This window comes from Halococcus morrhuae DSM 1307 (genome assembly GCF_000336695.1).
Classification (GTDB): domain Archaea; phylum Halobacteriota; class Halobacteria; order Halobacteriales; family Halococcaceae; genus Halococcus; species Halococcus morrhuae.
On sequence record NZ_AOMC01000148.1, the window covers coordinates 32,098 to 44,403 of the forward strand.

11 protein-coding genes and 1 pseudogene (1 of these 12 only partly in view) are annotated in these 12,306 nt (G+C 61.9%); 7 read left to right on the plus strand and 5 right to left on the minus strand.

The annotated features are described in order from the left end of the window. A pseudogene (locus C448_RS12435) lies at positions 1 to 75 on the plus strand (IS1595 family transposase); it begins 817 nt to the left of the window's first position. On the opposite strand, the gene C448_RS12440 reads toward C448_RS12435, so the two are convergent. Continuing rightward, positions 72 to 287, minus strand: coding sequence for a hypothetical protein (locus C448_RS12440; RefSeq protein WP_004055301.1), 216 nt, complete (start codon positions 285 to 287; stop codon positions 72 to 74). The pseudogene C448_RS12435 and the gene C448_RS12440 overlap by 4 nt on opposite strands. A 1,097-nt stretch (positions 288 to 1,384) precedes the next feature. After that, positions 1,385 to 2,389 carry an LLM class flavin-dependent oxidoreductase gene (locus tag C448_RS12445; RefSeq protein WP_004055303.1) on the minus strand — a complete coding sequence of 335 codons (1,005 nt, stop codon included), beginning with the start codon at positions 2,387 to 2,389 and terminating at the stop codon, positions 1,385 to 1,387. Positions 2,390 to 2,489: 100 nt separating this feature from the next. Here C448_RS12445 and C448_RS12450 point away from each other — a divergent pair, with 100 nt between their 5' ends. Continuing rightward, the gene (locus C448_RS12450; protein ID WP_004055305.1) at positions 2,490 to 3,176 is read left to right on the plus strand and encodes a DNA methyltransferase; all 687 of its coding nucleotides are present in this window, start codon (positions 2,490 to 2,492) and stop codon (positions 3,174 to 3,176) included. Here the strand turns inward: C448_RS12450 and C448_RS12455 are convergent. Next, positions 3,170 to 4,438 (minus strand): M24 family metallopeptidase, encoded by a 1,269-nt coding sequence (locus C448_RS12455; RefSeq protein ID WP_049916329.1) that lies wholly within the window; start codon positions 4,436 to 4,438, stop codon positions 3,170 to 3,172. The genes C448_RS12450 and C448_RS12455 overlap by 7 nt on opposite strands. 145 nt (positions 4,439 to 4,583) lie before the next feature. Between C448_RS12455 and C448_RS12460 the strand changes: the two genes are divergently transcribed. Next, positions 4,584 to 5,315 (plus strand): EthD domain-containing protein, encoded by a 732-nt coding sequence (locus C448_RS12460; RefSeq protein ID WP_049916330.1) that lies wholly within the window; start codon positions 4,584 to 4,586, stop codon positions 5,313 to 5,315. A 1-nt stretch (position 5,316) separates the two neighbouring features. After that, positions 5,317 to 5,916, plus strand: a complete 600-nt coding sequence (locus C448_RS12465; RefSeq protein WP_004055311.1) for an HD domain-containing protein — start codon at positions 5,317 to 5,319, stop codon at positions 5,914 to 5,916. An 18-nt stretch (positions 5,917 to 5,934) separates the two neighbouring features. Here C448_RS12465 and C448_RS12470 read toward each other — a convergent pair whose 3' ends face one another. After that, entirely contained in the window at positions 5,935 to 6,906 is a 972-nt protein-coding gene (locus tag C448_RS12470) for an NAD-dependent epimerase/dehydratase family protein (protein WP_004055313.1), read from the minus strand. A 48-nt stretch (positions 6,907 to 6,954) separates the two neighbouring features. Further along, positions 6,955 to 8,655: a thiamine pyrophosphate-binding protein gene (locus C448_RS12475; protein WP_004055314.1), complete on the minus strand. Its 1,701-nt coding sequence runs from the start codon at positions 8,653 to 8,655 to the stop codon at positions 6,955 to 6,957. A 299-nt stretch (positions 8,656 to 8,954) separates the two neighbouring features. On the opposite strand from C448_RS12475, the gene C448_RS12480 reads away from it, so the two are divergent. From C448_RS12480 to pucL, 3 genes are all read left to right on the plus strand, one after another. After that, complete coding sequence (locus C448_RS12480) at positions 8,955 to 9,713, plus strand: IclR family transcriptional regulator (protein WP_004055316.1); 759 nt, start codon at positions 8,955 to 8,957, stop codon at positions 9,711 to 9,713. Between the two features lie 844 nt (positions 9,714 to 10,557). Continuing rightward, the gene (gene uraD, locus C448_RS12485) at positions 10,558 to 11,061 is read left to right on the plus strand and encodes a 2-oxo-4-hydroxy-4-carboxy-5-ureidoimidazoline decarboxylase (protein WP_004055317.1); all 504 of its coding nucleotides are present in this window, start codon (positions 10,558 to 10,560) and stop codon (positions 11,059 to 11,061) included. A gap of 262 nt (positions 11,062 to 11,323) precedes the next feature. Continuing rightward, on the plus strand, positions 11,324 to 12,304 hold the full coding sequence (pucL, locus tag C448_RS12490; protein WP_004055319.1) for a factor-independent urate hydroxylase: 981 nt from the start codon (positions 11,324 to 11,326) through the stop codon (positions 12,302 to 12,304). Positions 12,305 to 12,306: the final 2 nt, after the last annotated feature.

Genomic DNA, 12,306 nt, shown 5'->3' on the forward strand with positions numbered 1-12,306 from the left:
CTTCGTTCCCTGAATCTTGTTCAAGCACCCATCCACAGTCTCATCGATTGCGTCGCCGTCAACGTATTCCGCTAATCTACACAAGAGCGGCCGTCGATGTGGACGTGCGGATCGACGACGCCCGGCAGCACCAACATGCCCGAAGCGTCGACTCGCTCGTCGGCATCGGGCAGCGTCCGCTCGTCACCGACCGCGACGATTTCACCGTCGTCGACGGCGATGGCGCTGTCGAGCAGTCGATCGGGCGTTACCAGCGTTCCATTCGCGATGACGAGATCGACGGTCACGCGACAGCCAACGACGCACCGTCACTTGAACACGCTGGCTTTTGCCGATCCGGTAGGGACCTGCGCAGCAGTCGTAGACGCAAGCGGTACCACGGCCGTGCTATGAACTGGCCGATAGAAAATATAAGAAAACAAGTTTTTAGCTGATGCTATAGCTTATTTGTGAAGTCATCTCGGTCGGAGGATCGATACTGAAAACGTCCATGCGTTCGCAACGTATCGATAAATTCGCACGAGTGGCATGGTAGAACCACCAATGCCCATGGCCCAAGTGGATACAGGAACTCACCAGGGCCGGCGTGTAGCAACGGAGAGTACCATTACGTCGGGAGTACACGACGGATCACCCCGTCGCGTGCCTCCACCACTCTACTGTTTCTGGTCGTGTTTTCCACCTCCTAAGAGATACATTAGACTACACTAATTTATAACTTTTGCTCTCTGCCAAGCACGCTGATTTCTGCGATGGACAGTCGAACACGGCCGAAAAACTCATATAAGGCGGCCGATATCGGAGCTCGTGCATCCCGGAACGCGACCGTCTACTGGCCACGATGCTTGCCTGAACTACCCAGAAAGCGATGGACACCACTTGCCGGCCACAGACGTTCGTATCACCGCCCGCAGTATCTGACATATATTATATATTTGTTGCATCCTCCATCAAAACATATATTTGTGAAAGTTCAGCATGCCGATCGCTCGCTCTGCAGAAATGGCAATATTAACAGATGTATGATTAGTTTCAGATGAGTCACGATCGCTTGATTCGATCCATTCCCGTCACATCTTAACCGCGTTATTCGAGAGCAATTACGCCGCTGTCGCACACGCGTCTGTCGACGAACATTGGCAAGAGAGATCGGCGACCACACGACTTCATCCATCACAGAACCATCGATCCCGGGAAATATAGTGCGGTGGTCGGATATCGAGACGAACAGAGACTACTACCGTGCATCGCACTGCCGATCAGCGGCAGAAATCTTCTCCATCTGCTTCCTACCTACTTTCTTGTTCGATCAGACCGCCAAGACCTGTCCTGTACAAGCGATAGAACCTCCACAACTGCCCGGAGATTCGATCACGAATCCTTCTTACTGGATCATCGGCGCGACCTCGGTACCGAGCCGATCGATACAGTCGACCATCGCATCGGTGCCGACACTGGGATGATAGGTGCGAAAGATGATATGAGTATCGTCGCCGGCGACCGCGCGGTAGCGCTCCAGCTCTGTAGCGACCTGTTCGGTTGTACCGAATACTGCGTTTTCTTTTAATTTCTGCTTTCGTTCGGCAGTGAGTTCGTCGACAGTCTCACCGGAGAAGATCTCGGCGTAGCGCCGCTGGAGGTAGAAATAGCCGGGTTTCATCGCTTCCCACGCCGCCTCGCGCGAATCGTCAACCCAGCCGTGGACGAGTGCGTACACCGTGAACTCTCCGTCGATACCGTCTTTCTCGCGGACGTTACGGATGTCGTCGACGCGCTTTTCGATGCCTGAAAGTGAGAGTTTCGAGGGAGCACACCAGGCGTCTGCGGTCCGGGCAGCACGACGGACGGCTGGTTTGGCCGCACCGCCGAGCAGTATCGGCACGTCCCCGTCGGGTTTCGGTGTCACGCTCACGTCGGGGGTGACGTCGTGGAAGTCGGCGTCGTAGTCGAGCGGGCCGGCGGACCACGCCGCTCGAAGGAGATTCACTTGGTCGGCGAGGCGCTCGGCGCGTTCCTCGCGCGGGACGCCGAACTGCTCGAACTCGTCGGGATTCGAGCCGATAGCGAGCCCGAGCGTCAACCGACCCTCGGCGAGGAGATCGACTGTCGCGGCGTCCTCGGCCAACCTGACGCCGTCGTACAGCGGCGCGAGCGCGATGCACGTCCCGATCTCGATCTCGTCGGTCGCGGCCGCGAGCGCGCCGAGCGTCGGCATCGTGCCCGAGAGGTAGCCATCCTCGGCGAAGTGGTGTTCGGAGACCCACGCGCTGTCGAGACCCGCGTCGTCGATCGCTCGCCCGAGCGTGAGGATCTCGTCGTAGAGCTCGCTCATCGAGCGGTCGTCGTCGGGTCGGCGCTGGCCGGTGAACAGTCCGGTCCCGAGCTTCATATCGGGAGTGTGCACCCGGGCCTCAAAGCACTATCCCCGGGTGGCTGCCCGACGGACGTGATACCGAACGGCTGATGGACACCGCTGCTGATCTTTGGCCATGACGTTCCTGACGCTACCCTACGAGAAATCGACGAGGCTCCCGTCGTCCGCCGACGGTGATCCCCGCACGCCACCGTCGTATGTGGCGCATTTCCTGACCGAGCACACCGCTCCGGATGCCGTGGTACTCGATCCGTTCGCCGGGTTCGGCACCACGCTTGCCGTCGGCGAACGGTTGGGACGGGAAGTCTACGGCATCGAATACGAACGCGAGCGAGTCACGCACATCGAGGAGCGGATCGATCATCCGGAACGCGTCAGCCACGCGAGCGCGCTCGATCTCCCATCGCTCGCCGTTCCGGCGATCGACTGCTGTTTCACCTCGCCGCCGTACATGGTCGAATCGATGGGCGTCGATCCGCTGGCAAACTACGACGATGCGAGCGAAACGACGTATGAGGAGTATCTCGACGCGATCGAAACGGTGTTCGCCCACGTCGGCGAGATCGTCGTTCCCGATGGGACGGTACTCGTCGACGTCGCCAACATGAAACACGGCGGGAGAGTGACCACGCTGGCGTGGGACGTGGCGGATGCCGTCGCGACGACGTTCGAGTTCCGCGGCGAGGTCGTCGTCGGCTGGGAGAACGAGGACGATAGACACTCCGACGACCCCGAGGGCGGCACTTACGGCTACGGTTACGATCACAGCTACTGCCTTGTCTTCGATGCGCCGAGTCAGTAGTCGATACGGGTGATCTCCTCGACGGGCCACTGACTCAGGATCTCGACGCCGTTCTCGCGGACGACGACCATCTCCTCGACGCGCACGCCCTGGCGGTCGGCCGGCTCCATCGTCTCGACAGCCATCGTCATCCCCTCCTCGATCTCGATCGGGTGGTCGGGCGAGAGACCGCGCCAGATCAGGGGCACCTCGTAGAGCTGGAGGCCCAGCCCGTGCGCCCAGTGGTTCGTCGTCATCTGCCAGCGCTCGTCGGCGTCGTACCAGTCGGCGTGCTCGCCCGCCATGTCCGGGAACCCTTGGGCAATCTCGTCGGTCGTCGCACCCGGCTCGATCCGTTCGAGGACGTCGTAGAGGTTGTCCCGGGCGGTCTCGTAGGCGTCTCGCTGGGCCTGAGTGGGTTCACCCATCGAGAACGTACGGTAGTAACACGAGCGATAGCCGAGGTAGCCGATGTTGTAGAAATCGGCGTAGACGATGTCTCCCGGTCGAATCATCCGGTCAGTAGTGTTGGCCTGATGTTTCGGCCACGTGTTCGGCCCGCTGGTCACGTAGCCACCCTGGGCCATCGCGCCGTGTCGCCAGAGTTCGCGCACTGCGTCGCCCCAGACCTCCGACTCGCGCTTGCCGGGTCGAGCCGATTCGGTGATCTGCTGAAACCCTGCCTCACAGATCGCCGCCACCATCCGCAGACACTCGATCTCGTCGGTCGTCTTGGTTTTCCGAGCATCGTGCATCAGATCGACGCACTCCTTCGTGCGGACCTCGACGCCGCCCGATTCGAAGGCGTCGATCAGTCCCGCATTGCCGACATCGATCCCCATCGGTTCCGTCGCGACGCCGTACTCAGCCATCGCTTCCTGGACGAGGCTCGCCATCTTTCCGGTTAGGAACTCGCGCGCGGAGTCGCGCCCCGACGCGCGTGGGACGTTGCCCAGTCCTGGCGCGGCGTAGCGGATGTCGTCGAGCCAGGGACAGTTGAACCGCTGGTTCGAGGCGTGATCGGCGGTGTCCCAGTGGATCACGTCGCCGTCTTCGGTGAGGAGGGTGTAGTGATCCGCCCCGCTCCCGCCAGTCATCGCGAGCCCAGTCACGTATCGGATGTTCGGGTCCGAGACCAGCAGCATCGAGCCGAGCTTCGAGTCCTGGAGTCGCTCCAGCGCCTTTTCGTAGCGCTCCTCGCGCAGACGCTTGCCGTCGATGCGCTCCTCCCAGTCCACAGTTTGAGTCCCCCGCGTTCCCTCCATGAAATCGCGCTCGTACATACCGAAATCCTCCGCCAGTCGACACATAAACTTCGTTGTTTCGGCAACCCACGACACATCACGGCGTCCTTCATTCCTCCAACCCCCCTCTTCCACGCCGACCGCCCCGATGATTTATCGCACGAGCCGACGAACCACGAACGAGATGTACAAACACGTCGCATTGCTCGTCCGCAAGGACGGGATGGAGTACGACGCATTTCGCGAACACTGGGAAGAAACGCACTCACCGCTGGCGAAAGACATCGAGGGCGTCGTCCGTTATCAGACGGTCTATCCCACCGATCCCGACACCGCCGAATTCGACGGTATCGCCGAACTCTACTTCCAGTCGCTCGACGACCTCCACGAAGCCCTCGGCAGCGAGGGAAGTCGTGACTACGACCCGTCCCGAGAGGTTGCGGCAGAGGCTCGGAAGGACGTGAACGAATTCCTCGATGTCGAACGTCGACCGCGGTTCATCGGCGAGGAGAGAGTCTGGAAGGACGAGGTCGATGGGAAGACCGATGGACTCTACAAACACTCGGCATTCCTCGTTCGGAAGGACGGGATGGAACACGACGAATTTCGGGAGCACTGGGAGGAAACCCACTCGCCGCTGGCGAAAGACATCGAGGGTGCCGTCCGCTATCAGACAGTGTATCCCACCGATCCGGATAACGCCGAGTTCGACGGTGTCGCCGAACTCTATTTTGAGTCGCTCGACGATCTCCACAAAGCGCTCGGCAGCGAGGGAAGTCGTGACTACGACCCGACACAGGATGTCGCCGCTAAGGCCCGGAAAGACGTGGATAGCTTCCTGGATATCGATCGTCGTCCCCGCTTCATCGGCGAAGAGAAAGTCTGGAAGAACGAAATCGACGTCGAGGGCTACTGAGATGGTCGAAACGGACCACGAGAAACAGGTCCGGGAGGCGTTTCCGGAACTCGATCGCATCGAGAGCGACGATCTCCGCGAGCGAGTCGTCGAGGCGTGGGCACTGGGCCTCGAACGCGGTGGCTGGCGGGAGATCGCCGACATCCCGTACGCGTGGAACATCCACGAGGTCTCGAACGTCGAGCACGTCCGTGGTGTGACGAAGATCGCACTCGAATCGGCACGGATTCAGCGCGATTTCCACGACGCCGACCCCGACATCGACGTTGTCGTCGCAGCCTGCCTGCTCCACGACGTCGGAAAATGCTACGAATACGTCGACCACGTGGACAGCGAACTGCTCGCGGGAACCGATCGCGAGCGCTACGCCTCCGGGGTGATTCCCCACTCGATCTCGGGCTACGCGCTCGCCCACGAGGTGGGCGTCCCTCTCACCGTTCAGCGCGCGATCCCCCACTTCCTCGGCGAAGTGCCCGAACGCACGCTGGAGGCCGAACTCGTCAAGAGCGCCAACGCCGCCTCCTCGAACGCCATCACCCAGGCCGCGATGGGCATCACTCTGCAGGAATGGGTCGAGCAGTACAGCCAGACGACGGATTGAGCCGGCGAAACGGTCGCCTCACAGCGGGTCGAGCCCGTGCTCCTCGCGGAGCACGTCGATGTACTTGCGGAAGCCGGTTTCGAGATCGTGTTCGACCTCGTAACCCGTGTCTTCCTGGAAAGCACTCATATCAAGGCGCTGGGTCCACGGCAGTTCACCCTCGTCGCTCACCTCGATGTCGGCATCGGGGATGATCTCCCGGACCGTGTCGACGGCCTCCCGAACCGAGGCGAGTTCGCCCCGGACGTTGTAGACGCGCCGGGAGAGATCGTCTTCGGGGGTGAACGTCGCCAGCCGGAATGCCTGCGCGATGTCCTCGACGTGCTGCCAGTCGACTTCCTGATCGCCGTAGTCGACGGCGAACGATTCACCGAGAGCCGGTTTCTCGATGATATTCGCCAGAAAGGCCGACCCACCGGTCTCGCGGTAGGGACCGTACGCGATCGTGGGTCGGATGGCGACGTGGTCGACGCCATGCTCCTCGTGATAGACGCGCGCCTGGTGCTCGTTGTACTCCTTGGTCGCGCCGTAGAGCGTATCAGGAGCCACGAGATCGTCCTCGGTGACCCACCAGTCGCCGCCGTCGTCGTAGTTCGCGGGCGGAGCGTAGATCGCCGCCGAGGAGGCCCACGCGACGCGCTCGACGTGATCGAGGGCGCGCGCCGCCTCGAAGACGTTGCTCGTTCCTTGGACGTTGACGTCGAGGGCGGCCCGGGGGTTCGATTCCACCGCATTCGTCAACAGTGCAGCGAGATGGACGATCCGGGTCGCACCGGTCTCGGCGACCGCGTTCACCACGTCCGTGGGGTCGCTCACGTCGCCACGGCGGATCGTGACCCGATCGGCGACGTCGAGTTTTTCGAGGATTCGCGGGTCCGTCGAGCGATCGTAGGCGATCACCTCGTGGCCGTGCTCGACGAGCGTCCGCGCGACGTACGCGCCGATGAAGCCGGTGCCACCTGTGACGAGGACGGTCTCGTTGGCTCCCATCCCCTCGACAGTCGCACGAGTTCAGCAAAAGCGTTGCGCCGCCCTGAACTATTCGTGGAGGCCGCCGACCGACTCGTAGAACGACGACTGGAGCTTCTCGGCCATCTCCTCGTCGGGATCGATACGTATGTCGACCACCGTGGGGACGTCGGCCGCTTTCGCCGTGGCGAGCGTCCCGTCGAGATTCGCGGGCGAGCGTACGCACGTTCCCTCCGCGCCGAACCCCTCGGCGACCCTGACGAAATCGGTGTCGTGGAACTCAACGCCGGGGATCGAATCGTCCATCTGGCGGACCATCCCCAGACTCGTGTCGTTGAGGACGACGAACGTCGGCGCGACGCCGTACTCGACCGCGGTCTCGACGCAGGTCATCGTCATCGTGAAACCACCGTCGCCCGCGACCGCGACCACGTCCCGATCGGTGGTGATGGCTGCCGAGACGGCCGCGGGACCGGCCCAGCCCATCCCGCCGACGCCGCCGCTGCCGAAATACGTTCGCCGGGCGGGCGTTTTGAGGTAGTTCAGCAACCAGAACCGGTTGTTGCCCGAGTCGGCGGTGACGAGCGTGTTCTCGTCGACGAGTTCGTCGATCGCGGCGACCGCTCGCTGTGGTTTGATCGGTTCGTCGTCTGACTTGCATTCGGATACCCGGAACGACTCGCGGGCATCGCGAGCGCGTTCGCGTGCCCAGTCGTTGCTAGGTGCGTACGCCTCGGCGGCGCGGTCGAGCGCGCTCAAACTCCGCTTTGCGTCGCCGATCAGCCCGACGTCGGCGGGGTAGACCCAGCCCGCGTTGCGACTGTCGATGTCGGCATGAATGATCGTCTGTTCGTCCGGCCGGACGAACGACTCGGAACCCCAGTTGGTGTCCATCGGGTTCAGCCGGCAGCCGACCACCAGGAGCGTGTCGGCCTCGCTCACGGCCCGGTTCGCGCCCTCGTGACCGAACGAACCGATGACGCCCGCCGCGAGCGAGTGAGTCTCGGCGATGGTCGATTTTCCCAGATAGGAGGTCGTCACCACCGCCTCGTAGCGCTCGGCGACGGCTTCGAGTTCGTCGTAGGCTCCCGCCGCGTGGACACCGTTGCCCGCGACGATCACCGGTCGATCGGCCGTAGCGAGGTGTTCGGCCGCGCGCTCGACGTCGCTCCCCGTCGGGCACGATTCCCAGTTTCTGACCTGTTCTTCGGGCGGCCAGAGCGTCGGTGGCTCGTCAGTTTCTGGGATTTCGGCGGTAACGGCGTCGCCGTCGAGAATCACCGCGGTGGGACCGGGCCGGCCGGCGGTCGCGTGTTTGAACGCGAGCTGTGTGGTTCTGAGGGTCTCTTTCGCCGTCCGCGGGAACCACCATTCCTTGGTGATCCCGTCCAGAATCTTCGGCAGCGCGAACCCGCCGTAGTCGCCGCGGGCCTGCTGATAGGGTGCGAGCGTCGAATACTCGCCGCGTTCTGAGGCTTCCGTGAGCACGACCATCGGCGAGGAACCGAGGCGTGCCTCAAGTTGGCCGATCGCGCCGATCGAGCCGATCCAGGGCCCCTGACCGGTGAGAACGCCCGGTTTGCGGTGGAGGCGGCCGTGCATCTCGGCCATCACGCTCGCTTCGCGCTCGTCGCGCGGACGCACGACCTCGATGGTCGACTCGGCGAGCGCTTCGAGGAGTTCGATGGCTCGCCCGCCGGGATAGCCGAAGAGATACTCGACGTCGAGGCGTTCCAGCGTCCGGACGATCTCCGTACTGACAGTTGTCATAACTGGGAATGGCTGTCCACAGCGGGTATCGAGCCGGTGAGTGTGTATTCGCGCTCGCGAAACCGGATCGACATCGATGCATGTGACAGTACGCCAAACTTCGCACGGAACGACTTCCTTCTATCGGTCGGTGTGGTGATCCACGTCGTTGACGGATCGAGCAGCTCCAGCGATGAATCATCGGACGTGGAACTGTCGGGAACAACCACAGTGACGTTGACGAACTCGATTACCGACCATCCGAATACCTGTTTCGCTCACGGGAACAGAACTAACTCGGGTGAGATACAGTAGCAAGCATGCACGAGGTGGCCAATCCGGTGACGACGGTCGAGACGGCGTTCGAGATAGTCGAATACATCGCCGAACACGACGACGCCGGCGTGAGCGAGATCGCCGCCGATCTCGATCGGGCGAAAAGCACCGTCCATCGCCATCTCGGAACGCTGGTGCAGCGTGGCTATCTCGTCGAGAACGATGGGTATTCGCTCGGGCTCCGATTCCTCGATCTCGGTCTTGATGCGCGAAACGGGCGGCCGCTGTATCACGAAGCGCACGCGAAAGTCGACGAGCTGGCGGATCGCACCGGGGAGAAGGTGTGGTGTATGACCGCCGAAAACGGACGCAGCATCCATCTCTACGGCGCGAGCGGGGCACAGTCCGTCCGCACCGACAGCCGAGAGGGCGACGTCGGCTATCTCCACCAGCACGCGGCCGGCAAGGCGATCCTCGCCCACCGTCCGCTCGAACACGTCGGCAACATCGTCGATCGCTACGGATTGCCCACTCGCACCGACGACACGATCACCGACGGCGACGAACTGTTCGAGCATCTCGAACGAATTCGGGAACGGGGTTACGCGTTCAACCGAGAAGAGTCCATTCCGGGCCTGTATGCGGTCGGTGCGCCGATCGCCGACGATCGCGGCGTCGCCATCGGCGCGCTCAGCATCTCCGGGCCGGCCAACCGGCTGGCGGGTGAGACGCTGACGGAGGAGTTTCCCGAACTGCTCCTCGGTGCGGTCAACGAGATCGAGATAAACCTCTCGCACGGATAGCCAAGCCGGTACAGACATCCGATGTTCCGCAGACGTCGATGACGACTGAGATGACGCCGCGAAACACCGAACGACGGAACGATCCCCCACCCGATGACGTGCAAGTACCTATGACGACAGTCATGCTGTCATAGTATTCGAGGAGTGCGAAAAAGCCACCCCACGTCTTCCACAGCCGTACCTCCCCACTCTCGGATCACGACCTGGCTTCGAACAGTGAAAACAGCCTCAAGGGAGTCATTCCGACCGAAGACGGGCGATGGCGGGTATCGATCCGCGGCGGTACGCTCCACGATCGACTGCCGAACGGTCGTGAACGGCCGAGACACGGGTTGATTCATGGGAACGACCAGCATCCGAAACTGAGCGGGACACGACTCGGCCGTCACGATCGGTGTTTCGATTTCCGAAAAGAAGGCTATCTGAACTGATAGTTGGTTCCTCAGCTACGTCGTCGTGCAGAAAGCAATCCGCATCGGCGTCGCCATCACGCACGCAGTGGCGTGTTCGGACGACCGAGAAAGCAGGTTCGAGAGCTTCATCGGCGTGGTTCGCTTTTTTCGACTCGATACCTCACGTTCAAAGACATCGGGGACACGGATGGTAAGCGAAAACAGACCTCGATACGTCAAATCGGATGTGTGATGGCGACGGTTTCGGACGATAGTTCGGTATAGAAACACGTGTTTCGAAATGAGACATCATCATGGTCACAAACCGAAGGTGGATATCGGAAGCCGAAACGCCAGTGCCCATACGCGTGCGAACACTGTATTATGTCGCTCCCGTCGTTCGCTGGTGAAGGGTGAGTTTTAACTGGCCGGCGAGCCGACGGGCAGCAGTCATGGCCGAACTCACACTGGAGGAAGCGAATCAGCTCGACGAGGACGCGTTCGTGGACCGTTTCGGCAGCGTGTACGAGACGTCGCCGTGGGTGGCCGAGCGGAGCCGGTCGGCACAGCCGTTCTCGTCGGTCGGTGATCTGCAGGAGACCTTCGAGGCGACCGTCGAGGAGGCCTCGGAGGAGCGCACGCGGGAACTGCTCAAGGCCCACCCCGATCTCGGTGAGCAGACCGAGATGACCGATGCCTCCGAGCAGGAGCAGGCGTCCGCCGGGCTCGATCAGCTCACGCCGGAACAGTACGAGGCGTTTCAGCGACTGAACGACCGGTATCAGGGGAAATTCGGCTTCCCGTTCATCATGTCGGTGAACGATGAGTCGCCGGAGACGATCCGGAGCGCGATGGAAGAGCGCGTCGAACACACCACTGACGAGGAGTTCCGAACCGCCCTCGACGAGGTCCACGAGATCGCACGGCTCCGCCTCGACGACATGGTGGAGGACTAGGAATCGTTCGCGTATGGGTCGCGAGGGCCCGAGAAAGTTACGGGAAAGAGGTGCGCTCGTTTTACTCGCCGATTCGCCCGTTCGGACCGCCCCGTTGCGTTCGATTCCCGACAGCGCCGATCGGGAAGTGCGTGACGGGTAGTTTCAGAGGCCGAATCGGATCGCTTCGCTCCGGTTCGGATCGGTCGGCGAAACGCCTAAACCTCATGATGAATCGAGTATAAAAGCTTTTGTAGTGGGTGGCATAACCACACAACTGCGTATGACGACCAACAAACACCGTGAACCCGAACCCGAGGAGGGCGAGCGGCTGATGAACTACGGGAAGGAAAAAATCGGTATCTACCGAACCTACGCGACGCCGCTCGAAAACGTCCGGACGATCCCGGAATCGTCGTTCGACGGTCGCGACAACACGCTGCTCGGTCTGGACGTTCGTATCCGACTCGAGGGCGACAAGTTCTTCAAGAACTTCAAGGAAGCCGACAACACCGATCTGGTCGCGACGGACACGATGAAGAACTTCGTCCAGTACCAGCTGGGCGAGTACGACGGCGCGACGGTCGAGGGGTTCCTCGACTTCACGGGCCGTGAGTTCCTCGACCAGTACCCCCAGATCGAGGCCATCCAGCTGTCGGCCGACCAGATCCCCTTCGACGAGCTCGACGTCCCCACCGACGACGGCGACTTCGAGCCGAGCGAGCTCGTCTTCCGCGTCTCGCAGAACGAGTCCGGCTTCGGCGAGGTCTACCTCACCCGCGGCGACGACGGCCCGCAGATCGAAGAGCAGAACAGCGGCATCACCGACCTGCAGCTGGTCAAGGTGAAGGGCAGTTCGTTCACGGACTACGTCCAGGACGAGCACACGACCCTGCCCGAGCGCGAGGACCGCACGCTGTACATCTCGATGGACATCTTCTGGAACTACGAGGATCCGGAAGACTGTCTCGGCGAGGAGCCCCAGCGCTACGTCGCCCCCGAGCAGGTCCGCGACATCGCCCACGTCATGTTCGACGAGGTCTATTCGCAGTCGATCCAGGACCTCATCTACCAGGTCGGCCTGCGCGTTCTCGAACGGTTCCCGCAGCTCGAATCGGTCAACTTCGAGGCCAACAACCAGACCTGGATCGCCGTTCGCGAGGAGATCGACGGCGACGAGGACGTCAGAGTGCTGCGCGAGCCGGCCCGACCGACCGGCTACCAGCAGTTCTCGATGGACCGCGACGACCTCGAAGAGCAGTAAAC